This is a genomic window from Enterovibrio norvegicus, assembly GCF_002876705.1.
Classification (GTDB): Bacteria; Pseudomonadota; Gammaproteobacteria; order Enterobacterales; family Vibrionaceae; genus Enterovibrio; species Enterovibrio norvegicus_B.
Genome location: NZ_MDAG01000011.1, coordinates 28,539 through 53,973 on the forward strand (window position 1 = coordinate 28,539; position 25,435 = coordinate 53,973).

Below are 25,435 nucleotides of genomic sequence, written 5' to 3' on the forward strand. Positions count from 1 at the left end.
CGAAGACAACACATGACAACGATCACTTTGCTAACAGGCAGTACCTTAGGTGGTGCTGAATACGTTGGCGATCACCTTGCAGATTTGCTCACCAATGAAGGACACAATGTCACCGTCGTTAACGACGGTGAATTGTCGGATATTATTGATAGTAAGAGACTTTTACTTATCACCTCTACACACGGTGCTGGCGATTACCCAGAAAACATAGCACCAGTAATGGAAGAACTTGAGCAGCAAGCCCCGAGCTTAAACCATCTCAATTTTGCCGTTATTGCTATTGGTGACTCGAGTTATGACACGTTTTGTGGCGCTGGCCAGCATGCTGATAATCTACTTGCTTCGCTAGGAGCGAAGCGTGATGTGCCACGCTTAGAGATAGACATTCTTAACGATCCGCTTCCAGAAGAACCGGCAGAAGTGTGGTTATCCACGTGGAAAAAGTCATTTTGTGAATAAAGTGGCTTCTTCACTCATCAAAAAACATTCAAAAATGTGACCTTGCCTTTGTGGATAACTATAGATCTAAACGGTGATCAACCTATAGTTATCCCAAGAATAACTTTATCCACATTCTCCCCCTGTTGATAACTAGCCATTTTGATCCCAAGAAGTACCGTGTTTGATCCAAGCTATCACACAGCTAATGATCCTCAATAACTGCATGATCATGTTGATCATTTATCAGTTATCCACAAAGATCGGCTTTCTTAATAGAAGATCTAATAGAAGATCTATCTAAAAGATCTTTATATATTTTAAAGAGCCCCCCTACGATCTAAGATCACACTTTTGGTTCTCTCGCCTCAGGAAAAGCGGTAGAATGATCCTCCTTTGCTCAACCAATCGATCAACCTTTCCTTTTTCGAGGTCACACCATGTTTTACCAGGATAACTTTGATGTCATCGTTGTTGGTGGTGGTCATGCAGGTACGGAAGCTGCACTGGCTGCTGCACGTATGGGTCAACAAACCCTGTTGCTGACGCACAACATTGATACATTGGGGCAAATGTCATGTAACCCAGCCATTGGCGGGATCGGAAAAGGACATCTGGTGAAAGAAGTCGATGCACTCGGTGGCTTAATGGCCCGTGCAATCGACAAAGGTGGTATTCAGTTCCGCACGCTAAATGCATCTAAGGGGCCTGCTGTTCGTGCGACACGAGCACAAGCAGACCGTGCACTGTACAAGGTGGCTGTTCGTGAAACGCTTGAGAATCAACCTAACCTAATGCTTTTCCAACAAGCAGTTATCGATGTGATCGTTGACAAAGATCGCGTAACTGGCGTTGTAACGGAAATGGGTCTTAAATTCCGCGCAAAAGCGGTCGTTTTGACGGTTGGGACATTCCTCGGCGGGAAAATCCATATTGGTCTAGAGAATTATTCAGGTGGTCGTGCCGGTGATCCTCCATCGATCGCTTTGGCTGATCGCCTGCGTGAATTACCGTTCCGTGTTGACCGACTAAAAACCGGTACGCCACCTCGCATTGATGCGCGTACAGTCGATTTTAGTGTGATGGAAGAGCAACATGGCGACACACCACGTCCGGTGTTTTCTTTCATGGGTAGCACTGCTGACCATCCACGTCAGGTACCGTGTTACATCACTTACACGAACGAAAAAACACACGATGTTATTCGTAATAACCTTGATCGCAGCCCGATGTATGCTGGTGTGATTGAAGGTATTGGCCCTCGCTATTGCCCGTCGATTGAAGACAAGGTAATGCGCTTTGCGGACAAAGATAAACACCAAATTTTTGTTGAGCCTGAAGGCTTAACTACCCACGAGCTGTATCCGAATGGTATTTCCACCAGCCTGCCTTTTGATGTGCAGATGGGGATCATTCATTCGATCAAAGGCTTTGAGAATGCACGTGTGATCCGCCCAGGTTACGCGATTGAATACGATTTCTTCGATCCCCGCGATCTCAAGCAAACCTTTGAAACGAAACACATGCAGGGCTTGTTCTTCGCTGGCCAAATCAACGGCACTACCGGTTATGAAGAGGCCGCTGCTCAAGGTTTGTTAGCGGGTGCAAACGCTGCATTGTATGCGCAGGACAAAGAAGGCTGGTGCCCACGCCGTGACCAAGCTTACATGGGCGTGTTGATCGACGATTTGTCGACCATGGGCACAAAGGAACCGTACCGCATGTTCACCTCCCGTGCGGAATACCGTTTGTTACTTCGTGAAGACAATGCAGATTTGCGCCTCACCGAAGTCGGTCGTCAGCTAGGCTTGGTTGATGATGAGCGCTGGGCACGTTTCAACCAGAAATTGGAAAATATCGAGCAAGAAGCACAACGTCTTCGCGGTATTTGGGTGAACCCAACCTCTGAACATGCTGAAGCGATCAATGGCATCTTAAAAGCGCCGATGACACGAGAAGCAAACGGTGAAGATCTACTTCGTCGTCCTGAAGTGACGTACGATCAGCTTGTCGCTCAAGCGGCCTTCGCGCCAGCTCATGATGATAAACAAGCGCGTGAACAAGTTGAAATTCAAGTGAAGTACGAAGGCTATATCAATCGTCAAAAAGACGAGATAGAGAAATCGATTCGCCATGAGAATACGCAATTGCCGATCGACCTTGATTACAAACAAATCAAAGGTTTATCTAATGAAGTAATTGCAAAATTGAAAGATGCTCGTCCAGAAACTATCGGCAAAGCATCGCGCATTTCAGGTATTACACCTGCCGCTATTTCTATTCTTTTGGTGCACTTGAAAAAACAAGGCATGCTGAAAAAAGGAGCCTAACAGGCTGTGAAACAACGTCTAGCGCAACTCATTGAACAAGCAGGGATGGAGATCCCTGCTCATCAACAAGATCAATTGATCGGCTATGTTGAAATGCTTCACAAATGGAACAAGGCGTATAACCTAACGTCAGTACGCGATCCTCAAGAAATGATCATCAAGCACATCATGGACAGTATTGTCGTGAGTCAACACTTGGAAGGATCAACGTTCATTGATGTTGGTACAGGTCCTGGTCTTCCTGGGATCCCGCTCGCGATCGTAAACCCTGAAAAATCATTTACCTTGCTTGATAGTCTGGGTAAACGTATTCGTTTTATTCGTCAGGTCATTCATGAACTGAAAATTGACAATGTCACTCCGGTTCAAAGCCGTGTTGAAGACTTCCAATCGGAAGCTGGCTTTGATGGTGTACTAAGTCGTGCGTTTGCATCGATGAACGATATGATCAGCTGGTGTCATCATTTGCCAGCACCGAACGGTCACTTTCTCGCATTGAAGGGACAAGTCGACCAAGTCGAGATTGATGCCCTACCTGCTGATTGTTCTGTGACCGATATCAAACCTTTGACTGTTCCCGGATTGGAAGGGCAACGTCATCTAGTAATCTTGGCTAAATAGGATTGTCTGGCGAGGTTTACTTGTGGGAAAAGTCATAGCAATTGCGAACCAAAAAGGGGGCGTTGGTAAAACAACGACCTGTATTAATCTGGCTGCGTCTTTGGCCGCAACCCAGCGCAAGGTGCTTGTTATAGACCTAGACCCGCAGGGAAACGCGACAATGGCCAGTGGTGTCGATAAGTACGATGTCGATGCCACGGCCTATGATTTACTTGTTGAAGAAACCCCTTTCAATGACGTGGTGGTGACGGAAACAACAGGCGGGTATCATCTGATCGCTGCAAATGGCGATGTGACAGCCGCTGAAATCAAACTCATGGAAGTGTTTGCACGAGAAGTAAGATTGCGCAATGCGCTAGCGGAAGTGCGTGAAAACTATGATTTCATCTTCATAGATTGTCCACCTTCCTTAAACCTTCTTACAATCAATGCCATGACAGCATCAAACTCTGTACTTGTGCCGATGCAGTGTGAATATTTTGCACTGGAAGGATTAACAGCCTTGATGGATACCATCAGTAAGCTAGCAAGTGTTGTGAATGCAGATTTGCATGTCGAAGGTTTGCTCAGAACCATGTACGATCCAAGAAATCGATTGGCGACTGAAGTGTCCGATCAGATTAAGAAACATTTTGGTGATAAAGTGTATCGCACGGTAATACCGCGCAATGTTCGCCTTGCAGAAGCGCCGAGTCATGGGCGACCTGCCATGTATTATGATAAATACTCAAGCGGAGCAAAAGCATACCTTGCCCTAGCAGGTGAAATGCTTCGCCGAGAAGAACAAGCAAGATTTACGGCAAACGCAGCCAGCGCTTCTTAAGGAATTAAATGAACACTCCCAAACGTGGATTGGGCAAAGGGCTAGATGCCCTCCTTGCGACGAGTGCGAAAGCACAAGCACGCGTCGACATGAATGTTGAGCGCCAGGAAGCCGTTAATCATAGTGAGTTACAACAATTGCCTTTGGCGGTTCTTCGTCCTGGTATGTATCAGCCACGACAAGAAATGGAACCAGAAGCCTTAGACGAATTGGCTGAATCAATACGCGCTCAAGGCGTTATTCAGCCACTCGTTGTTCGTAGAGTTGATGTACAGCAATATGAAATCATTGCTGGTGAGCGTCGCTGGAGAGCATCGAAAAAAGCGGGTTTGACCCACGTACCGTGTTTAGTGCGTGAATTAAATGACAAAGCCGCTAGCGCCATCGCGTTGATAGAGAACATTCAACGCGAAGACCTCAATGCCATGGAAGAGGCAGAAGCCCTCAACCGATTAGTACAAGATTTCTCTCTGACTCACCAACAATTGGCTGAAGCATTGGGTAAATCCCGTACAACAATCAGCAATTTATTACGTTTAAACGGCCTCGAAGCCGGCGTGAAAAAGCTCTTATTTGGTCGCCAATTGGAAATGGGCCATGCGCGAGCACTCCTTTCATTGGAAGGTGAGTCGCAAATCGAAGCGGCGGTGTTAGCGGTGAATAAAAAATTCACTGTGAGACAGACCGAAGCTTTGGTGAAAAAGATGCAAACGCCAGCAGTAGAGTCTGCAGCAAATCAACCTTCACCTCAGATACTGGAAGTGCAAGACAGATTGGCAGATAAACTTGGCACCAAGGTGACGCTCTCACAAAGCCAAAGTGGCAGTGGGAAATTAGTCATCAGTTTTGACCAAAACGAAAAACTTATGCAAATTCTTGCAATTCTCGATAGAGAAGTGTGATTTCACGCGTTGAGATTTTGTTACATATTTTTGCTTACTGTGATCAGGTTACCCTGTTGTAAAATTTAGCCTCGCTTTTTGGAGCTATGAGATTGCATTCAAAAGGGTGACCCGTATAATTTTCGCAGTTTTCCCAGCACGACAAGTGCTACGAGGAAAGGAATCGAGGAACGAATACATGGTATCGACGCTCACGCGACCAGGTCGCAAGCTTGCGAAAAGGTTGCTGCTGTTACAGGTGTGCGTCGTGTTAGCAACGGCAATCTTGATGGTGACCACCATCAATGTCGACTGGGGAATTTCCGCACTCATTGGCGGTGGCATCTTTGTGGTAGCCAACGCAGCCTTTGCATTGTGTGCATTCCTGTTTAGTGGAGCAAGAGCGGCCAAGCTGGTTGTAGCATCTTTCTACAGCGGTGAAGTACTCAAAATTCTATTAACTGTCGTTTTATTCTCCGTTGTTTACCTGTATGCCGAGGTGGAACTTGTTCCCCTCAAACTGACCTATTTGCTGGTACTTGGAATCAACATCCTCGCGCCAGTTTTATTCATTAACAACAACAAATAGGATGAGTTATGGCTGCGCCAGGTGAAGCGCTTACACCGTCTAGTTATATCGCCCACCACCTTTCTAATCTGTCTACCGACAAATTAGGGCTGGTTGAGGGTGGTAGTTTCTGGGCCGTGCACATTGATAGCCTGTTTTTCTCAGTCTTGATCGGTTTTGGCTTTTTATGGCTATTCCGCTCTGTGGCGAAGAAAGCAACCACCGGAGTCCCTGGTAAGCTTCAGTGTTTTGTGGAAATGCTAGTCGAGTTCGTTGATGAGAACGTACGCGAAACCTTCCATGGAAAAAACCCACTGATTGCTCCACTGGCTCTGACCATTTTCGTCTGGATATTCTTGATGAATACGATGGATTTAATTCCTATCGATTTTCTTCCTTATCCGGCGGAACACTGGTTCGGTATCCCTTACCTTAAAGTGGTACCAACTGCAGACGTAAATATCACACTGGCGATGGCGCTGGGTGTCTTCTTCTTGATGATTTACTACAGCATCAAAGTAAAAGGCATTGGCGGTTTTGCTAAGGAACTGGCTCTTCACCCGTTCAATCACCCTGTTATGATCCCTTTCAACCTGCTTCTTGAAGTGGTATCGCTGCTGGCGAAACCAATTTCACTGGGTATGCGTTTGTTCGGTAACATGTTCGCAGGTGAAGTGGTATTTATCCTGATTGCGGCTCTACTGCCGTGGTGGGCGCAATGGTTGGGGGCATTACCGTGGGCAATCTTCCACATTTTGGTTATTACCATCCAAGCGTTCGTCTTTATGATGTTGACTATCGTGTACCTGTCTCAGGCACATGAAGACTCAGATCATTAATACGTTTTTAAGTAAGCAACTTTTGTTAGACCTTCCGGCATATAGGCCGACAACAAGAAACTGGAGATAGTGATGGAAACTTTATTGAGCTTTTCTGCAATTGCCGTGGGCATCATTGTAGGTCTTGCTTCCCTGGGTACTGCGATTGGTTTCGCACTGCTTGGCGGTAAATTCCTTGAGGGCGCTGCGCGTCAACCAGAGATGGCTCCTATGCTGCAAGTTAAGATGTTCATCATCGCTGGTCTGCTGGATGCTGTTCCAATGATCGGTATCGTAATCGCATTGCTGTTCACCTTCGCAAACCCATTCGTCGGTCAGCTGGGTTAAGTCGTCTGAATCGTACCTTTAGCCAACTAATGGAGGCGGTGTTGTGAATATCAACGCAACTCTAATCGGCCAGGCGATCGCTTTTACCATGTTTGTTGTGTTCTGCATGAAATATGTATGGCCACCAATCATGCAAGCGATTGAGGAACGTCAGAAGAAAATTGCTGACGGTCTAGCGGCAGCTGAGCGTGCCGCAAAAGACCTGGATTTGGCCCAGGCTAATGCTTCAGATCAACTTAAAGAAGCAAAGCGTTCTGCAACTGAGATCATCGATCAAGCAAACAAGCGTAAAGCTCAAATTATCGACCAAGCCCGCGAAGAAGCTAACACTGAACGCGAAAATATCCTTAACCAAGGACAGGCTGAACTCGAAGCTGAACGCAACCGTGCCCGCGATGAACTGCGCAAACAAGTTGCAACTCTAGCCGTGATCGGTGCTGAGAAAATCCTTGAGCGCTCAATTGATGAGAACGCTCACCGAGATATTCTCGATAAAATCACTGCAGAACTTTAAGAAGGAGGGGCAGATATGTCTGAACTGACTACCATCGCACGCCCCTACGCTAAAGCAGCCTTCGACCTTGCAGTAGAAAAAGGTGAGTTAGACCAGTGGTCTGAAATGCTTGCCTTTGCTGCTGAAGTCGCCCGTAACGAAACCATTGCAGATTTTCTCAGTGGCATGAATTCAGCGGAAAAGCTGACAGAAATTTTTGTTTCTGTATGTGGCGAACAGCTCAATGAACAAGGCCAAAACCTGATTAAGGTAATGGCCGAGAATGGACGCCTTGCAGCGTTGCCGGATGTATCTATTCAGTTCTTGGCGTTACGCCGTGAACTTGAAAAGCTAGTGGATGTTGAAGTCCTCTCAGCCATCGCGCTTAGCCAAGCGCAAATAGATGCTATTGCCAGCAAACTGGAAGCGCGCCTTGAGCGCAAAGTGAAGCTGAACTGTAGTGTAGACGAGACCCTGGTTGCCGGGGTTGTGATTCGAGCTGGAGACTTGATCATTGATAACTCAGTAAGCGGCCGTGTCCGTAGACTGAGCGATGCATTGCAGTCTTGATTTGGGGAATTGGAGCATGCAACTTAATTCCACGGAAATTAGCGAACTAATCAAACAACGTATCGAAAACTTTAACGTTGTTAGTGAAGCTCGCAACGAAGGTACCATCGTGTCAGTCAGTGACGGTATCATTCGTATCCATGGCCTTGCTGATGCGATGCAAGGTGAAATGATTGAACTACCAGGCAACCGCTTCGCGTTGGCGCTCAACCTTGAGCGCGACTCTGTAGGTGCGGTTGTTATGGGTCCATATGCCGACCTTCAGGAAGGCATGAAAGTAACCGGTACTGGTCGCATTCTTGAAGTGCCAGTAGGTCCTGAGCTACTGGGTCGTGTGGTTAACACCTTGGGTGAACCTATCGACGGTAAAGGTCCGATTGAAGCAAAATTAACTTCTCCTGTAGAAGTGATTGCACCGGGCGTTATCGCTCGTCAATCTGTTGACCAGCCAGTACAGACCGGTTACAAGGCAGTTGATGCCATGATCCCAATCGGCCGTGGCCAGCGTGAGCTGATCATCGGTGACCGCCAGACAGGTAAAACTGCGATGGCTATCGATGCGATCATCAACCAGAAGAACTCTGGAATCTACTCTATCTATGTTGCTATCGGCCAGAAAGCGTCAACCATTGCTAACGTGGTTCGCAAACTGGAAGAGCACGACGCACTGAAGAACACCGTCGTTGTTGTTGCATCTGCTTCTGAAGCAGCGGCACTGCAATACCTTGCACCTTATGCAGGTTGTGCGATGGGTGAATACTTCCGTGACCGTGGTGAAGATGCGCTGATCGTATATGATGATTTGTCTAAGCAAGCAGTTGCTTACCGTCAAATTTCTCTATTGCTACGTCGTCCACCAGGTCGTGAAGCATTCCCAGGTGATGTTTTCTATCTCCACTCACGTCTTCTAGAACGCGCTGCGCGCGTCAATGCTGACTACGTTGAGAAATTCACCAACGGTGAAGTGAAAGGCAAAACAGGTTCTTTGACCGCACTGCCTATCATCGAAACCCAAGCGGGTGACGTATCTGCGTTCGTTCCAACCAACGTTATCTCGATTACCGATGGTCAGATCTTCCTGCAGTCCGAACTGTTCAACGCGGGTATTCGCCCAGCTGTTGACCCAGGTATTTCGGTATCTCGTGTAGGTGGTTCAGCACAAACCAAGATCATGAAGAAGTTGTCTGGTGGTATCCGTACCGCACTGGCGCAATATCGTGAACTTGCGGCGTTTGCTCAGTTCTCATCAGATCTTGATGAAGCAACGAAGAAGCAGCTGGATCATGGTCAAAAAGTGACCGAGCTGATGAAGCAGAAGCAATATGCACCAATGTCTGTGTTTGAGCAGGGCTTGGTAATTTTTGCAGCTGAAAAAGGCTATTTGACTGACGTTCAGTTGGTGAAACTGGCTGACTTCGAAGCTGCTCTGCTTGCATTTGCTAAGGCGCAATATGCTGAGTTGGTTGCCCAGATTGAAGAATCGGGTAATTACAACGGCGAAATCGAAACGCAACTTGCTAAGTTGGTTGAAGATTTCAAGGCAACGCAAACCTGGTAATGCGTAGAAGGCCGCTTATGCGGCCTTCTGACAACGGAGAGTAACGATGGCCGGCGCAAAAGAAATTCGTAACAAGATCGGAAGTGTGAAAAGCACACAGAAGATCACCAAAGCGATGGAAATGGTAGCAGCTTCTAAAATGCGTCGTTCGCAAGACGCAATGGAATCTTCTCGTCCATACGCGACTACTATGCGCAAAGTGATCGGTCATGTCGCCCTTGGTAAATTAGAGTATCGCCATCCTTATTTGGAAGAGCGTGAAGCCAAGCGCGTCGGTTATATCGTCGTATCATCTGATCGTGGTCTGTGTGGTGGCTTGAACATTAACGTGTTCAAGCGTGCTATCACTGAAATGCAAGAGTGGACTCAAAAAGGTGCAGACGTTGAAACTGCACTTATTGGTGCAAAAGCAACGGCATTTTTTAACAGCTACGGCGGAAATGTTTCAGCACAAGTTTCTGGCTTGGGTGATAACCCATCACTGGAAGACCTGATCGGTACGGTCGGTGTGATGCTGAAAAAATACGATGACGGCCAACTGGATCGCCTATATCTGGTGTACAACAAGTTTGTAAACACCATGACGCAGGAACCAGTGATCGATCAATTGCTGCCTTTGCCTAAGTCAGAAGACGAAGAAATGAAACGCAGCCATGCTTGGGATTACATTTATGAGCCTGAGCCTAAACCACTGCTAGATACCTTGTTGGTTCGCTATGTTGAATCACAAGTTTATCAAGGTGTAGTGGAAAACCTCGCGTGCGAACAAGCGGCGCGAATGGTTGCGATGAAGGCTGCAACAGATAATGCAGGTGACATCATTGATGAACTGCAACTGGTGTATAACAAAGCCCGTCAGACTGCAATTACACAAGAGCTCTCGGAGATTGTCTCCGGTGCAGCGGCCGTGTAAGGCAAGGGCCAACGAACTATTTTAGAGGAATAACGATGGCTACAGGTAAGATCGTTCAGATCATCGGTGCGGTAGTCGACGTGGAGTTTCCACAGGAATCAGTACCTCAGGTATATGATGCCCTGAACGTGAAACGTGAAGGCGAGCGTCTGGTGCTGGAAGTTCAGCAACAGCTGGGTGGTGGTATTGTCCGTACCATCGCGATGGGTTCGTCTGATGGTCTGCGTCGTGGACTAGAAATAGAGAACACAGGCAAGCCGATTGAAGTGCCAGTAGGCACTGCAACCCTAGGTCGTATCATGAACGTACTGGGTGACTCAATCGACGAGCGTGGCGATATCGGTGAAGAAGAGCGTTACTCTATTCACCGTGCCGCACCAAGCTATGAAGATCAGTCTAACGCGACTGAGCTGCTAGAAACCGGTGTAAAAGTAATCGACTTGGTTTGCCCATTTGCGAAGGGTGGTAAAATCGGTCTATTCGGTGGTGCTGGTGTAGGTAAGACCGTCAACATGATGGAACTTATCAACAACATCGCACTGCAACACTCAGGTCTATCAGTATTCGCAGGTGTTGGTGAGCGTACTCGTGAGGGTAACGACTTCTACTTCGAAATGCAGGAAGCCGGTGTTGTTAACATCGAAAACCCAGCAGAATCAAAAGTAGCCATGGTTTATGGTCAGATGAACGAGCCACCAGGTAACCGTCTACGCGTAGCGTTGACCGGCCTTACTATGGCTGAGAAGTTCCGTGACGAAGGCCGTGACGTACTTCTGTTTATCGATAACATCTACCGCTACACCTTGGCAGGTACTGAAGTATCAGCACTGCTAGGTCGTATGCCTTCTGCGGTAGGCTACCAGCCTACACTAGCGGAAGAGATGGGTGTTCTTCAAGAACGTATCACGTCTACCAAGAGTGGTTCTATCACATCTGTACAGGCCGTTTACGTCCCTGCGGATGACTTGACTGACCCATCACCAGCAACCACGTTTGCTCACTTGGATGCGACCGTTGTACTTTCACGTAACATCGCCTCTTTGGGTCTATACCCAGCGATTGACCCATTGGACTCGACATCTCGTCAGCTAGATCCATTGGTTATCGGTCAAGAGCACTATGATGTTGCGCGTGGCGTTCAGTCTGTACTGCAGCGTTACAAAGAACTGAAAGACATCATCGCTATCTTGGGTATGGATGAATTGTCAGAAGACGACAAACTTGCGGTATCTCGTGCTCGTAAGATTGAACGTTTCTTGACGCAGCCATACCACGTTGCTGAAGTATTCACTGGTCAACCTGGTGTTTACGTTTCGCTTAAAGAAACCATCGCTGGCTTTAAAGGCCTGATGAGTGGCGAGTACGACGATATCCCAGAGCAGGCATTCCTGTACTGTGGTGGTATGGAAGAAGTACTCGAAAAAGCGAAGAACCTGTAAGGGTTTTTAGGAGGCGATATGGCAGCGATGACCTTCCACCTGGATGTAGTAAGTGCAGAGAAACAATTGTTTTCTGGCCGTGCTGAATCTATTCAGGTAACTGGTAGCGAAGGTGAGCTTGGTATTTTCCCAAGTCACACCCCGCTGCTGACCGCCATTACGCCCGGCATGATCCGAATTACTAAACAACATGGCCATGAGGAAGTGATTTATCTTTCTGGTGGTACGTTGGAAGTACAACCAAGCACAGTTACTGTGCTTGCTGATACCGCGATTCGCGGTGTTGATTTGGACCAAGCTAAGGCGGAAGAAGCGAAGCGACGTGCTGAGGATCGTATCCTCAACAAGCACGGTGATATGGACTTCGCTCAGGCGGCCAGTGACCTGGCCAAAGCGATTGCCCAGCTACGAGTTATCGAGCTGACAAAAAAGGCGCGCTAATATCCGGCCGGATAAACAGCCAAAAATAAAAGGCGACCAAATAGGTCGCCTTTTTTATCACTAAAAATTCTCACTTCGTCGATTTATTGATACAGAGTGACGGAAATCTTTCTTATTCTTAATAATTTGAATCCCGTTCCCCGAGTGAAATCGCTACAATACACAACAATTATATTTGAAGTTGATACTGAGCAATAAGGATACCTCTTCTCATGAATTTCAGTGCCGTCATTCTGGCCGCGGGCAAAGGCACCCGTATGTATTCAAATTTGCCAAAGGTGCTTCATACCCTTGCGGGTAAACCAATGGTGAAACACGTTATCGATACCTGCTGTTCGTTGGGTGCTCAGCAACTTCACTTGGTCTACGGACATGGCGGCGATGACATGAAAGCGGTGTTGTCTCAAGAGCCAGTTAATTGGGTATTGCAGGCAGAGCAACTGGGAACCGGTCATGCGGTTGATCAGGCATCTAGTGAGTTTCGAGATGATGAGCAAGTGTTGGTGCTATATGGTGATGTTCCACTCATCAGCGAGCAAACAATTGAAAACTTGTTAGATGCACAGCCTGACGGCGGTATTGCGCTTTTGACTGTCGTGCTTGATGACCCATCGGGTTATGGTCGTATTGTTCGCCGTAACGGTCCTGTTGTTGCCATTGTTGAAGACAAAGATGCGTCGCAAGAACAAAAACTGATCAAAGAAATCAATACCGGGGTCATGGTCGCAACAGGCCGAGACCTACGCCGTTGGTTATCAGCGCTGAACAATGAAAATGCGCAGGGTGAATATTACCTCACGGACGTGATTGCTATCGCTCACAACGAAGGCCGTGCAGTTGAAGCCGTACACCCAGAAAGTGCGATTGAAGTTGAAGGTGTTAACAACCGTATTCAATTGGCACGTCTTGAGCGTGCTTTCCAAGCGGCACAAGCTGAAAAGCTATTGGAAAGTGGCGTGATGTTGCGTGACCCAGCGCGTTTCGACCTTCGTGGCCAACTTCAATGTGGTACGGATGTCGAAATCGACGTGAATGTCGTTGTCGAAGGTACAGTGACTTTGGGCGATAACGTGGTTATCGGCGCGGGTTGTGTACTAAAAGATTGTGAGATCGATGATAACACCGTTGTTCGTCCTTACAGCGTGATTGAAGGTGCGTCAGTCGGTGAAGATTGCACCGTGGGTCCATTTGCACGTTTACGCCCTGGTGCGGAGCTGGTGGGAGACTCTCACGTAGGTAACTTCGTTGAAGTGAAAAACACCCGATTAGGTAAGGGGTCGAAAGCTAACCACTTAACATACCTCGGTGATGCTGAGATTGGCGATCGTGTGAATATTGGTGCGGGCGCAATTACCTGTAACTATGATGGTGCGAACAAGCATAAAACCATTATTGAAGATGATGTGTTTGTTGGGTCTGATACTCAGCTAATCGCACCTGTTACAGTGAAAAAAGGTGCGACAATTGGTGCTGGCACCACGCTAACCAGCGATGTCGCAGAAGGACAGCTTGTTATCACCCGTGCAAAAGCACGTGCTTTTGATGGTTGGACTCGGCCTGTTAAGAAGAAATAACGCCTGCCATGCATAAAAAAACACCGCAAAAGCGGTGTTTTTTTATTGAAGCGATTAAATCGCCATCAAACGAAAAATAGGGGGTTGACGGCTTTCTGAATCCGCAATACTATACGCGCCTCAGTTGGGATATCGCCAAGCGGTAAGGCAGCGGCTTTTGATGCCGCCATTCCCTGGTTCGAATCCAGGTATCCCAGCCAAATGCGCGCGTAGCTCAGCTGGATAGAGTACCTGGCTACGAACCAGGCGGTCGGAGGTTCGAATCCTCCCGCGCGCACCATCTTTTCTCTTTTGAGAGAGATGAGAGAAACAAAATGCGGAAGTGGCGAAATTGGTAGACGCACCAGATTTAGGTTCTGGCGCCGCAAGGTGTGAGAGTTCAAGTCTCTCCTTCCGCACCATATTAAAGGATCATGCGATAAGCGTGGTTGCTGTTGGGATATCGCCAAGCGGTAAGGCAGCGGCTTTTGATGCCGCCATTCCCTGGTTCGAATCCAGGTATCCCAGCCATATTTTGGCATGGCTACGTAGCTCAGTTGGTTAGAGCACATCACTCATAATGATGGGGTCACAGGTTCGAATCCCGTCGTAGCCACCATTAATTCGAAAGCGTTGGCTTTCAAACAGACTGACGCACTACCAAGTGTCTAGAGTGACAAACTCAAAGTCTGAGCAAAACATGCGGTGGTGGCGGAATTGGTAGACGCGCTAGCTTCAGGTGCTAGTGTCCTAACGGATGTGAGGGTTCAAGTCCCTCCCTCCGCACCAGATTTACTGTCCCTTTAAGGGATAGGCAAAAAGAAACACGCGGAAGTGGCGAAATTGGTAGACGCACCAGATTTAGGTTCTGGCGCCGCAAGGTGTGAGAGTTCAAGTCTCTCCTTCCGCACCATATAAAAAAAGCAGGCTTATTAGCCTGCTTTTTTTTCGTCCAAATTTTATCCTCAGTGTTCAATCTCCCTCGTTGTTACAGTCCCTTGTATAATGTCTCTCTTCACGCTTTAACAAAATTGCTGTGAGTTTTCTCGCATTTGATTCTTGATCTTTAGGTTAAAGTGAATATTATCTTTCGAAACGAAAGTTTGGTGGTTACATGTCGAAACGTAATACTCAACAACGGCGTCACGCCATCGTGGCAATGTTGAGTGAGAAAGGAAAGGTCAGTGTAGATGAGCTCTCGGGCTTATTTGAAACATCCGAAGTTACCATCCGTAAAGACCTTGCTGAGCTTGAGAAAAACGGAATTCTACTTCGTCGTTACGGTGGTGCCGTGCCAGTTCCGCATGAAATGGTTTCGGAAAATGCCGTAAAAGTTTCGGAACAAAAGTTATCGATAGCGAAAATGGCAGCAAGCCGTATTCGGGACCATAATCGTATTGTGGTAGATAGCGGTTCAACAACCGCAGCGCTAATTCCTCTTCTGAATCAAAAACGTGGATTGGTTGTCATGACAAACTCTTTAAGTGTTGCGCAAGCAATCAAAGAGTTGGAAAACGAACCCACCCTATTGATGACAGGAGGCACATGGGATCCGCACTCTGAGGCGTTTCAGGGGCAAATGGCGGAACAAGCACTGCGTGCGTATGACTTTGACCAATTATTTATCGGTGCTGACGGTTTAGATGTCATTCGAGGTACCACGACGTTTAATGAGCTCGTTGGACTCAGCCAAGTCATGGCAGAGGTTTCCAGAGAGATTGTCGTGATGATTGAATCGGAAAAGATAGGACGAAAAATCCCTAATCTAGAATTGCCTTGGCAGGTAATTACGACCGTTATTACAGATAACAATATCGACAGTACCACAAGACTGGCCATTGAAAAGACGGGCACAGAGGTTATCTGCGCCCCAGATTGATAACGGGGATTTGCTATGTGTGGAATTGTTGGCGCGGTGGCGCAAAGGGATGTGGCGGAAATTCTAGTCGAAGGGTTACGCCGATTGGAATATCGCGGATATGACTCCGCGGGTTTGGCGGTGATCGATGCTGACTCGCAACTGAGCCGCTTGCGCCGATTAGGCAAAGTAAAAATGTTGTCTGATGCACTCGACGACCAACTCATTGCTGGTGGTACAGGGATCGCACACACCCGCTGGGCTACACATGGCGAACCCAGCGAAGCAAATGCGCACCCACACATGTCGGGTGAAAACATTGCTGTGGTTCATAACGGCATTATCGAGAACCACGAGCCGCTGAGAGAGCGACTCATTGGCCGAGGTTATACCTTCGCGTCGCAAACAGATACCGAAGTTATCGCGCACCTCGTACATTGGGAGCTCGAACAAGGCGGTTCGCTGCTTGAAGCCTTCCAGCGCACAGTCGCGCAATTAGAAGGCGCTTACGGCACCGTTGTGATGGATCGTCGTGATCCGGACAGATTGATCGCTGCGCGTTCTGGTAGCCCACTGGTGATCGGCTTAGGGATCGGTGAAAACTTCCTGGCGTCTGATCAGTTGGCGTTATTAAACGTGACGCGCCGTTTCATGTTCCTCGAAGAAGGTGATATTGCGGAAATTACACGCCGTAATGTGGACATTTTTGATGTTGATGGCAATGCAGTTACGCGCACGGTTCACGAATCAACGGCAGAGCATGATGCTGCGGATAAAGGAAAATACCGCCACTACATGCAAAAAGAAACCTTCGAACAGCCTTCTGCCATTATTAATACCCTTGAGGGGCGCATCGATTCTGAATCTGTGCTGGTGGATGCACTGGGCCATGGTGCGAAGGACATTTTGCAAAAAGCAGAGCATATCCAGATCATCGCCTGTGGCACGTCATACAACGCAGGTATGGTCGCTCGCTATTGGTTTGAATCGATTGCGGGTGTGGGTTGTGATGTAGAGATTGCCTCTGAATTTCGTTATCGCAACTTTGTGACGCGTCCAAACAGTGTTCTCATTACACTGTCGCAATCGGGCGAAACGGCAGATACGCTGGCGGCGTTGCGTTTGGCAAAAGAGCGTGGTTTTATGGCTGCCATGACGGTGTGTAATGTGGCTGGCTCGTCGTTGGTTCGTGAATCCGATATTGCCATCATGACGCGTGCAGGCACCGAAATAGGTGTGGCATCCACCAAAGCCTTTACGACGCAATTAACGGCTCTTTTGATGATGGTGACAGCACTTGGTAAACAAAAAGGTACGGTGAGCGCGGAGAAAGAAGCCGAGATCGTAAAAGCCTTGCACCGTTTGCCTATGGACATAGAACAGGCATTGAAATTTGATAAGCAAATTGAAGCGCTTGCAGAAGGTTTTGCTGATAAGCATCACGCCTTGTTCCTTGGCCGTGGTGAGTTTTACCCTATCGCCATGGAAGCGTCGCTCAAGCTCAAAGAGATTTCTTACATTCACGCTGAAGCGTATGCTGCTGGTGAGCTCAAACATGGCCCTCTGGCGCTTATTGATGCGGACATGCCGGTGATTGTGATAGCGCCAAACAATGAACTGCTAGAGAAGCTTAAATCGAACATCGAAGAAGTGCGTGCTCGTGGTGGTCAGTTGTATGTGTTTGCGGATGAATCGGCGGGATTCCAAGAAAGCGAAGGGATGACGATCATTGCTATGCCGCATGTTGATGAAGTCAGTGCGCCGATCTTTTACACAGTGCCAATGCAGCTTTTGTCGTATCACGTGGCCCTTATTAAAGGTACGGATGTGGATCAGCCGCGTAACCTAGCGAAAGCTGTAACGGTAGAATGATTTATATTTCAATGAAATAGCGGGCTATCTCTTGCTCGCGAAAATCACATAAAGGCGCTTATAGCGCCTTTTTTGTATCGTAAATAAGACATTCAATTTGCTCTTTGCTATTTGCAACTTCGAAATATTGGCTGATATTTGCATTTTGCAAATCATTTCGCAGTGATAACAAGACATCCCGCCTAGAAAGATAAACACAACACCATTCTGTATATATAACGCTATGATTTTTATTGATTTAACGCTTGTCTAAATAGTTGGCGCGTATTGTGCATATTGTCGATAAAGCAGCAATAATCAAAAACGAGCTGCACGTCGTAGGGAGTGAAGGTGAAGTATGATTGACTCAAAATCACAAGTAGCGAAACGCATCAAAGAAGCACGTGAGTGGAAAGGTATCACTCAGGTAAAAATGGCAAAACTACTGGAAGTAGCGCGCCAAACATATTTAGACATCGAAACCGGTAAAACAGAACCTCGCGTTCGAATGCTGTCTGAGATTGCAGAAATCACAGAACGCCCATTGGTTTGGTTTGTTTACGGTGATGCAGATGTAGAACTGCATGATGTTCAATATAAGCAAGATGTAAATCGTCTGCTTGAACACTTCTCAAAACTGCCTCATGAGGCACGTACTGCCATCCTAAACCAAAGTGTAAACATGGCATCATTTTTAGTAAATTACTCTAAATCAGCCCAAAGAGGTTGAGCACTTACTTACGCGGCAGGCTAGGTCAGACCTTGCCTGCCAAAATAGGTATTGCACTATTTGCTTGTCATCTGGCTTAGGCAACAACGGCCTAGATTCACAATTCAATGACGCTTTACATGTGAAGCCAACGCCGCTGTGCATAATGCAGGATCTAGCTGTTAAGCGCTTTACGGTGGTGTGGCAATTTCGCTACAACGCTTTAGTGTCGAGTTGTGGGGCAAGAAGTGATGTTGATTGTCAAAGCTCACGTTGCGCAGCGCATTCGAGAAGCGCGCGAATATCGCGAAATTACGCAAGTAGAAATGGCGCAACATCTTGATGTTGCACGCCAGACGTATTTGGATATCGAGTCGGGAAAGACTGAACCAAAAATTTCGTCGCTTGCGGTAATTGCTGACGTTACTGGCCGACCATTAAACTGGTTGTTATACGGTGAAAGTACACGCAGTGATATCGCGTTTACGCACAGAGATGAGTTGAACACATTATTAATGTTGTTTAATAAATTACCTCTGTCCGCGCGTCACCTTGTGATGGAGCAAGCTTTATTGTTGGCGGCGTATATGGTTGATATCGGCTCGTCACCAAACAATGAATAACGTGAAAAAAAAACCGGCTGACGCCGGTTTTTTTATCTCTATTTTTTACATTATTGCTTCGCAAGAAAGAAACGATAAGACGGGTTTTCCGTTTCATCTTTCCACGAATACCCAAGCTCACGGAGATGGGTGGTGAACGAAAGCAGATCCGCGTCTTCAAGCTCGAAACCACAAAGTACACGCCCATAGTCAGCACCATGGTTGCGATAGTTAAAGATGCTGATGTTCCAATGTGTGCCCAGTGTGTTGAGAAAGCGTAGCAATGCACCAGGGTATTCTGGAAATTCGAAGCTGTATAAACGTTCCTTCATGACTTTGGTTGGTCGCCCGCCAATCATGTAGCGTACGTGAACTTTTGCCATTTCATCGTCTGATAAATCTTCGACCGCATACCCGCCTTTACGCAAATCTGCAGTGATGCTATCAAGCTCTTCTTGGCCATTAAGCAAACGGACACCGACAAAGATGTTCGCTTCTGCGTCATCGCTGTGGCGATAGTTAAACTCGGTCACCGCGCGTCCGCCTAGCACTTTGCAGAAATCCAAAAACGCACCGGTACGTTCAGGGATGGTAACCGCAAGTAACCCTTCACGTTTTTCACCCAGTTCAGCGCGTTCAGACACGTAACGAAGGCTGTGGAAGTTTGTGTTTGCGCCCGACAGTATAGTGGCAAGGTTCTTATCTTTGAGCTGGTGCTGCTCGACATAACGCTTCAGGCCAGCGAGGGATAATGCCCCTGAAGGCTCTGAAATGGCGCGGGTGTCTTCAAAGATGTCTTTCACCGCCGCACAAATTTCGTCGCTAGACACGGTAATGATGTCATCAATATGTTCTTGGCAAAGACGGAAAGATTCGTCACCAATGCGCTTAACGGCAACACCGTCGGCAAAGGTACCCACATTATCGAGGGTAACGGGCTCTCCAGCGTCGAGTGCCGCTTTCAAACACGCGGAGTCTTCCGCTTCCACTGCGATGATCTTTATGTGTGGCATCAGCTGTTTAACGATGACTGCAACGCCGGCAGCGATGCCGCCTCCGCCTACGGGCAGGAAAATGTAATCTAGGTGGCCATTTTGCTGCAGCATTTCCAGACCGATGGTGCCTTGTCCTGCAATGATCGATGGATGGTCGAATGGTGGAACGAAGGTGTAGCCGTGCGCTTGTGAGAGTTCAATGGCTTTTGCTTTGGCTTCATCAAAGTTATTGCCATGTAAAATCACGTTGCCGCCAAAGCTGCGTACCCCTGACACCTTGATATCTGGTGTCGTTCTTGGCATCACGATCGTGGCTTTCACGCCCAACTTGCTGCCAGACATCGCAACACCTTGAGCGTGATTACCTGCAGAGGCGGCGATCACGCCGGCCTTTCTCTGCGTCTCAGTCAGTTGAGACATCATGTTGTAAGCGCCACGCAACTTAAACGAATGCACCGGTTGGCGGTCTTCACGCTTCAATTGAATAGTGTTGCCTAATCGCTGGGAAATTCGTGGCATGTCCTGTAAAGGACTGATAATCGCCACTTCATACACAGGCGCGCGCAAAATGTCGCGCATGTAATCGGCATCACTAAGCGGTGCAATGTCTTTCGTCTGTTGGTGGGCCTGCGTCATGATTACCCCTCCAGTTTGCTTTTATCGCGAACAGCACCTTTGTCGGCACTGGTCGCAAGGCTTGCATAGGCTTTTAGTGCCAAGGATACAACGCGTTCACGTGAAACGGGCTTCCAACCACGCGCATCCGTTTCTGCACGACGGGTAGTCAGTTCGGCGTCATCAACTTCTAACACAATGGAACGGTTAGGAATATCGATAGCTATGATGTCGCCTTGCTTCACCAAACCGATTGTGCCGCCGCTTGCCGCTTCTGGTGAAACGTGACCGATAGATAAACCACTGGTTCCGCCAGAGAAGCGCCCATCGGTGATCAACGCACACGCTTTCCCTAAGCCCATGGATTTCAGATAGGTGGTTGGGTACAGCATTTCTTGCATACCCGGGCCGCCTTTCGGGCCTTCGTAACGAATAACAACCACTTCGCCCGCTTTCACCGCACCAGACAAAATGCCGCTAACCGCATCTTCTTGTGCTTCAAAGACATGAGCTGGGCCACGGAAGACGAGATTCTCTTCATCTACGCCCGCCGTTTTAACGATACAACCGTTTTCGGCAAGGTTACCGCCAAGTACAGCAAGGCCGCCTTCTTGGCTGAATGCATTTTCACGGGTACGGATACAGCCGCCAACACGGTCATCATCAACGGTGTCCCAACGACAGTCTTGTGAGAAGGCTTTGGTGGTACGAATACCTGCAGGGCCAGCACGGAAGAAGGTTTTCACGTCTTCATCTTCGGTCACCATGATGTCGTATTGCGCAATGTTTTCAGCCATGGTTTGGCCTAGTACGGTCGGTACGTCGGTATTGAGCAAATCTGCACGCGCTAGCTCGCCCAAAATTGCGATAACGCCACCAGCACGGTGCACATCTTCCATGTGGTATTGCTGAGTAGATGGCGCCACTTTACAAAGGTGAGGGACACGACGAGACATGCGGTCGATATCATCCATATCGAAGTCAATCTCACCTTCTTGGGCAGCTGCGATAAGGTGAAGCACCGTGTTACTCGAACCACCCATGGCGATATCGAGCGCGGTGGCGTTCTCAAACGCGGCACGGCTTGCGATGTTACGCGGAAGCACAGATTCGTCGTCTTGTTGGTAGTAACGCTTGGTTAAATCAACGATGCGGTGACCGGCTTTCAGGAACAATTGCTCACGATCGGCGTGGGTTGCCAGCATTGAACCGTTCCCTGGCTGGCTAAGGCCCAGCGCTTCGGTGAGACAATTCATTGAGTTTGCAGTGAACATGCCAGAACATGAACCACAGGTTGGGCACGCAGAACGTTCTATCTGCTCGCTTTGCTCGTCTGACACTTTTGGATCAGCACCTTGGATCATGGCATCTACCAGATCCAGTTTTAAGATCTGATCAGAAAGCTTGGTTTTACCCGCTTCCATTGGGCCACCTGAAACAAAGATCACCGGGATGTTGATGCGCATGGCGGCCATCAGCATTCCTGGGGTGATTTTGTCACAGTTCGAAATACACACCATGGCATCTGCACAGTGTGCATTCACCATGTATTCCACGGAGTCTGCAATTAGCTCACGTGATGGCAGGCTGTAAAGCATGCCGCCGTGGCCCATGGCGATACCGTCATCCACGGCGATGGTGTTAAATTCTTTGGCGATACCGCCTGCTTTTTCAATCTCGCGTGCAACGAGTTGGCCCATGTCTTTTAGGTGAACGTGTCCCGGTACGAACTGGGTAAAAGAGTTCACTACGGCAATGATGGGTTTTCCGAAATCTTCATCTTTCACGCCAGTGGCACGCCAAAGTGCGCGTGCGCCGGCCATGTTACGGCCGTGAGTGGTGGTGGCTGAACGATACTTAGGCATTTCCTTGTCCTCTTTTACTGCTTATTTGGCTTCCGGAGAGACCGGATCGAGCCATCCCCATTTGTCTTCTGTTTGGCCGTTGAACAGGCCAAAGAATGCGGATTGCACTTTTTCTGTGATTGGGCCGCGCGCGCCTTCACCCACGGTGATTTGGTCAACGCTGCGAACCGGCACGATTTCAGCGGCGGTACCTGTCATGAAGACTTCATCAGCCAGATACAACGCTTCACGTGCGATGTTTTCCTCGCGCACTTCATAACCCATGTCACGAGCAAGGATCATGATGGAGTCACGGGTAATGCCCGGCAAAATTGCGCTGGTGGCAGGTGGCGTAGAAATCACCCCATTTCTGACCACAAACAAATTCTCGCCAGCGCCTTCTGATAAATAACCATCCACGCTCAGTGCAATACCTTCAGCATAGCCATGACGGCGTGCTTCACCACCGACGAGCAAGCTCGACAGGTAGTTCCCCCCCGCTTTAGCCGCGGTTGGAATGGTGTTTGGTGCAGCGCGGTTCCAGCTTGAAATCATCGCATCCACGCCGTTTGCCAGCGCTTCTTCACCGAGGTATGAACCCCAGCCGAAAGCGGCAATGATGAGGTCCATTTTGGTTTCTGGTGGTGGGCAAACGCCCAAACCTACGTTACCGACAAAACCCAACGGGCGAATGTAAGCCGAGTTCAGTTTGTTGGCGCGAAGGGTTTCACGACAGGCTTCCATCAGCTCATCGACGCTGTATGGGATCGGGAAACGGTAGATTTTTGCACTGTCTTTCAGACGTTGCATGTGCTCACGATGGCGGAAAACGATAGGGCCATTAGGTGTGTCGTAGCAACGAATGCCTTCGAACACCGATGTACCATAATGCATCGCGTGAGTCAGAACGTGAACCGTGGCATCTTGCCAAGGAATGAGTTCACCGTTAGACCAAATATAATCCGCTGTGTTTGCCATGTATTCATCCTTTTTAGTAACGCACTACTATTATTCTTGCGGGAGCAGACGTACGTGTGAGACATCCCATAATTTGTCTAATTGGCTGTGAAGGTTGGCAACAGGGCGAGTGCTCTCCACCTTCAAGGTAATTTCAACCACATCATTACTGTCAGTATGATGCATGTCTAAGCGGGTGAGGCGAAAGCCACGGTGACGCACGATGCGAAGCAATCGCTCCAGCAATTCAGGCTTATCGTCCGCTTCAATAAGTAGGGTATGTGATTGGCTCATGTTCTCTCCAACATATCCTGGTTGGCGGCGCCGGGTGGAACCAGCGGCCATACGTTCTCTTCCTCTGAGATAGCAACATGCAGCAGGTAGGCTGTGTCACTGGCCATCATCTCTTGCAGGGCAGGGATGACCTCTTCTTTACAGGTAATGGTTTTGCCGGGAATGTTAAACGCGCTAGCGAGCGTCACAAAATCCGGGTTGTCAGACAAATTGGTTTCGCTGAAGCGTTTGTCGAAAAACAGCTCCTGCCACTGTCGAACCATCCCTAAGCGCTGATTATCCAATAGCACCATTTTGACGGGTATATTACGTCGTTTTAAAGTTCCTAGCTCCTGAACGTTCATCATAAATGAACCATCTCCCGAAACTAATACAACCTCATCTTCAGGCCTTGCCATTTTCGCGCCCATGGCGGCGGGTAAGCCAAATCCCATGGTGCCTAGCCCCGCTGATGTCAGCAGGTTTTCAGGGCGTCGAGGACATACGTGTTGTGCCACCCACATTTGGTGTTGACCCACATCGGTCGCGACCACGGTTGAATCTGGCATCATGTCAGAAAGTTGCTTTAACAACAGCGGCGCATAGATGGCGTCGCCGGGGTGATCGTAACGCCAACCGAAATCTTTCATCATGGTGTCGATGTTTTGCTGCCATTCAGAAATATCAGATGGTTCGCCTAGCTGCGGCAAAATGGCATTCAGCTCACCGCGAAGCGGCACATTGGCACGACGCAGTTTGTTAAACTCAGCAGCGTCGATATCGATGTGTACCACGGTCGCATTCGGCGCAAAGGTATCGAGCTTGCCTGTCACGCGGTCATCGAAGCGCGCACCAATCGCAATGAGTAGATCAGCCTGCTGAACCGCAAGGTTAGCCGCTTTGGTGCCATGCATGCCCAGCATACCCAAGTAGTACGGATAATCGCGATGGACCGATCCTAGGCCTTTCAAGGTGCAGGTTGAGGGGATTTGACTGTGATTCAAGAACTGACGCAGGGTGTCTGTTGCGTGTGCCAGTTGAACGCCGCCACCGACATACACAATAGGCTGTTTACTTGCTGCAATGAGCGTGTTGGCTTCTTGCAGTGACGTGATGGACACGTCTGGTGCAGCAGGCGTGGATATATTAGGTGCTGTTGTGTCGTCGATTTGCCCGAGTTGGACGTCTTTCGCGATGTCCACCAGCACAGGGCCGGGACGGCCTTCTTTCGCCACGACGAAAGCTTCTGCAAGGGTTTTGGCTAACTCACGTTGGTCAGTCACCAGAAAGCTGTGTTTGGTACACGCAAGGGAAAGGCCGAGCACGTCGACTTCTTGAAACGCATCGGTACCGATAAGGGGGCTGGCGACTTGGCCTGTGATAGCGACGATAGGCACGGAGTCCATCATGGCATCCGCAAGGCCTGTGATCAGGTTTGTCGCACCCGGGCCGGAGGTGGCAAGGCAAACGCCTACACCGCCAGTAGAACGTGCATACCCGATGGCAGCCATGGCAGCGCCTTGTTCGTGTCGACAAAGGACATGGTCGACACCGCCATCATAGAGGGCGTCATAGACGGGCATGATCGCCCCGCCTGGGTATCCGAAGATGGTTTCTACGCCTTGCTCGCGCAATGCGCTTACCACTAATTGTGCACCTGTCATCCTTGCATCCTCCCTGTCGGCATTGGAGAGAAAAGCTGCTGCTCTGCTTCCTGTGGTGTTTCCATACCGCGTTTTCCTTCTGCGTTTACAACCGGACTTCCAATGTTAAAAAGCCCCCGAACCTTTCGATGCGGGGGCTGGTTGCGATGTTGTTGTTACTTTCTAAACGTCGCTGCCCCTCGCGGTAGTACCACCACGATAATTGAAATAATAATGACGAGGGCGCGAGTTGATAAATTCATTTTGTCTCTTACGTTAACCACCAAATGTTAG

At 48.6% G+C, this 25,435-nt stretch carries 24 protein-coding genes and 7 tRNA genes; 26 read left to right on the top strand and 5 right to left on the bottom strand.

The window, feature by feature from the left end; translation table 11 throughout:
* The first annotated feature begins 12 nt into the window (after positions 1-12).
* The 26 genes from mioC to BCT27_RS06820 all read left to right on the top strand — a co-directional run bounded on the left by mioC (position 13) and on the right by BCT27_RS06820 (position 18,835).
* The gene (gene mioC, locus BCT27_RS06695) at positions 13-459 is read left to right on the top strand and encodes an FMN-binding protein MioC (protein WP_102395369.1); all 447 of its coding nucleotides are present in this window, start codon (positions 13-15) and stop codon (positions 457-459) included.
* Between the two features lie 419 nt (positions 460-878).
* On the top strand, positions 879-2,768 hold the full coding sequence (gene mnmG, locus BCT27_RS06700) for a tRNA uridine-5-carboxymethylaminomethyl(34) synthesis enzyme MnmG (protein ID WP_102395370.1): 1,890 nt from the start codon (positions 879-881) through the stop codon (positions 2,766-2,768).
* A gap of 6 nt (positions 2,769-2,774) precedes the next feature.
* The gene (gene rsmG / locus BCT27_RS06705; protein WP_017010586.1) at positions 2,775-3,389 is read left to right on the top strand and encodes a 16S rRNA (guanine(527)-N(7))-methyltransferase RsmG; all 615 of its coding nucleotides are present in this window, start codon (positions 2,775-2,777) and stop codon (positions 3,387-3,389) included.
* Positions 3,390-3,411: 22 nt separating this feature from the next.
* Complete coding sequence (locus tag BCT27_RS06710) at positions 3,412-4,212, top strand: ParA family protein (RefSeq protein WP_017010587.1); 801 nt, start codon at positions 3,412-3,414, stop codon at positions 4,210-4,212.
* A gap of 8 nt (positions 4,213-4,220) precedes the next feature.
* Positions 4,221-5,114: a ParB/RepB/Spo0J family partition protein gene (locus BCT27_RS06715; protein ID WP_102317226.1), complete on the top strand. Its 894-nt coding sequence runs from the start codon at positions 4,221-4,223 to the stop codon at positions 5,112-5,114.
* A gap of 178 nt (positions 5,115-5,292) precedes the next feature.
* On the top strand, positions 5,293-5,682 hold the full coding sequence (locus BCT27_RS06720; protein WP_017010589.1) for a F0F1 ATP synthase subunit I: 390 nt from the start codon (positions 5,293-5,295) through the stop codon (positions 5,680-5,682).
* 8 nt (positions 5,683-5,690) lie between these two features.
* Positions 5,691-6,500 (top strand): F0F1 ATP synthase subunit A, encoded by an 810-nt coding sequence (gene atpB, locus BCT27_RS06725; protein ID WP_017010590.1) that lies wholly within the window; start codon positions 5,691-5,693, stop codon positions 6,498-6,500.
* Between the two features lie 72 nt (positions 6,501-6,572).
* Positions 6,573-6,827, top strand: coding sequence for a F0F1 ATP synthase subunit C (gene atpE / locus BCT27_RS06730; RefSeq protein ID WP_002540812.1), 255 nt, complete (start codon positions 6,573-6,575; stop codon positions 6,825-6,827).
* A 43-nt stretch (positions 6,828-6,870) separates the two neighbouring features.
* Positions 6,871-7,341, top strand: a complete 471-nt coding sequence (atpF, locus tag BCT27_RS06735) for a F0F1 ATP synthase subunit B (protein WP_017010591.1) — start codon at positions 6,871-6,873, stop codon at positions 7,339-7,341.
* A 15-nt stretch (positions 7,342-7,356) separates the two neighbouring features.
* Positions 7,357-7,890 carry a F0F1 ATP synthase subunit delta gene (atpH, locus tag BCT27_RS06740; RefSeq protein ID WP_017010592.1) on the top strand — a complete coding sequence of 178 codons (534 nt, stop codon included), beginning with the start codon at positions 7,357-7,359 and terminating at the stop codon, positions 7,888-7,890.
* 16 nt (positions 7,891-7,906) lie between these two features.
* Positions 7,907-9,448 carry a F0F1 ATP synthase subunit alpha gene (gene atpA, locus BCT27_RS06745; RefSeq protein ID WP_017010593.1) on the top strand — a complete coding sequence of 514 codons (1,542 nt, stop codon included), beginning with the start codon at positions 7,907-7,909 and terminating at the stop codon, positions 9,446-9,448.
* Between the two features lie 46 nt (positions 9,449-9,494).
* Positions 9,495-10,361, top strand: a complete 867-nt coding sequence (gene atpG / locus BCT27_RS06750; RefSeq protein ID WP_017010594.1) for a F0F1 ATP synthase subunit gamma — start codon at positions 9,495-9,497, stop codon at positions 10,359-10,361.
* A gap of 35 nt (positions 10,362-10,396) precedes the next feature.
* Positions 10,397-11,800 (top strand): F0F1 ATP synthase subunit beta, encoded by a 1,404-nt coding sequence (atpD, locus tag BCT27_RS06755; protein ID WP_102317227.1) that lies wholly within the window; start codon positions 10,397-10,399, stop codon positions 11,798-11,800.
* 18 nt (positions 11,801-11,818) lie between these two features.
* Entirely contained in the window at positions 11,819-12,241 is a 423-nt protein-coding gene (locus BCT27_RS06760) for a F0F1 ATP synthase subunit epsilon (RefSeq protein WP_017010596.1), read from the top strand.
* A gap of 212 nt (positions 12,242-12,453) precedes the next feature.
* The gene (glmU, locus tag BCT27_RS06765) at positions 12,454-13,815 is read left to right on the top strand and encodes a bifunctional UDP-N-acetylglucosamine diphosphorylase/glucosamine-1-phosphate N-acetyltransferase GlmU (protein WP_102317228.1); all 1,362 of its coding nucleotides are present in this window, start codon (positions 12,454-12,456) and stop codon (positions 13,813-13,815) included.
* A 125-nt stretch (positions 13,816-13,940) separates the two neighbouring features.
* A tRNA-Gln gene (locus BCT27_RS06770) sits at positions 13,941-14,015 on the top strand.
* A 3-nt stretch (positions 14,016-14,018) separates the two neighbouring features.
* A tRNA-Arg gene (locus tag BCT27_RS06775) sits at positions 14,019-14,095 on the top strand.
* A gap of 36 nt (positions 14,096-14,131) precedes the next feature.
* A tRNA-Leu gene (locus BCT27_RS06780) sits at positions 14,132-14,216 on the top strand.
* A 34-nt stretch (positions 14,217-14,250) separates the two neighbouring features.
* A tRNA-Gln gene (locus BCT27_RS06785) sits at positions 14,251-14,325 on the top strand.
* 11 nt (positions 14,326-14,336) lie between these two features.
* A tRNA-Met gene (locus BCT27_RS06790) sits at positions 14,337-14,413 on the top strand.
* 83 nt (positions 14,414-14,496) lie between these two features.
* A tRNA-Leu gene (locus BCT27_RS06795) sits at positions 14,497-14,583 on the top strand.
* Between the two features lie 39 nt (positions 14,584-14,622).
* Positions 14,623-14,707, top strand: a tRNA-Leu gene (locus BCT27_RS06800).
* Between the two features lie 201 nt (positions 14,708-14,908).
* Entirely contained in the window at positions 14,909-15,673 is a 765-nt protein-coding gene (locus tag BCT27_RS06805) for a DeoR/GlpR family DNA-binding transcription regulator (RefSeq protein ID WP_017012302.1), read from the top strand.
* Positions 15,674-15,688: 15 nt separating this feature from the next.
* Positions 15,689-17,524 (top strand): glutamine--fructose-6-phosphate transaminase (isomerizing), encoded by a 1,836-nt coding sequence (gene glmS, locus BCT27_RS06810; RefSeq protein WP_102319242.1) that lies wholly within the window; start codon positions 15,689-15,691, stop codon positions 17,522-17,524.
* A 337-nt stretch (positions 17,525-17,861) separates the two neighbouring features.
* Positions 17,862-18,233: a helix-turn-helix transcriptional regulator gene (locus BCT27_RS06815; protein WP_017012300.1), complete on the top strand. Its 372-nt coding sequence runs from the start codon at positions 17,862-17,864 to the stop codon at positions 18,231-18,233.
* Between the two features lie 230 nt (positions 18,234-18,463).
* Entirely contained in the window at positions 18,464-18,835 is a 372-nt protein-coding gene (locus BCT27_RS06820) for a helix-turn-helix domain-containing protein (RefSeq protein ID WP_017012299.1), read from the top strand.
* Between the two features lie 50 nt (positions 18,836-18,885).
* Here BCT27_RS06820 and ilvA read toward each other — a convergent pair whose 3' ends face one another.
* From ilvA to ilvG, 5 genes are read right to left on the bottom strand one after another with little or no spacing between them, the layout of a single operon-like run.
* The gene (gene ilvA / locus BCT27_RS06825; RefSeq protein ID WP_102319243.1) at positions 18,886-20,445 is read right to left on the bottom strand and encodes a threonine ammonia-lyase, biosynthetic; all 1,560 of its coding nucleotides are present in this window, start codon (positions 20,443-20,445) and stop codon (positions 18,886-18,888) included.
* Positions 20,446-20,447: 2 nt separating this feature from the next.
* Positions 20,448-22,289 carry a dihydroxy-acid dehydratase gene (gene ilvD, locus BCT27_RS06830; protein ID WP_102390275.1) on the bottom strand — a complete coding sequence of 614 codons (1,842 nt, stop codon included), beginning with the start codon at positions 22,287-22,289 and terminating at the stop codon, positions 20,448-20,450.
* Between the two features lie 21 nt (positions 22,290-22,310).
* Positions 22,311-23,246, bottom strand: coding sequence for a branched-chain amino acid transaminase (locus BCT27_RS06835; protein ID WP_017012296.1), 936 nt, complete (start codon positions 23,244-23,246; stop codon positions 22,311-22,313).
* A gap of 30 nt (positions 23,247-23,276) precedes the next feature.
* Entirely contained in the window at positions 23,277-23,519 is a 243-nt protein-coding gene (ilvM, locus tag BCT27_RS06840; protein ID WP_017012295.1) for an acetolactate synthase 2 small subunit, read from the bottom strand.
* Positions 23,516-25,162, bottom strand: a complete 1,647-nt coding sequence (ilvG, locus tag BCT27_RS06845) for an acetolactate synthase 2 catalytic subunit (protein ID WP_102395371.1) — start codon at positions 25,160-25,162, stop codon at positions 23,516-23,518. Before ilvG ends, ilvM begins: the two co-directional genes overlap by 4 nt.
* Positions 25,163-25,435 lie beyond the last annotated feature (273 nt).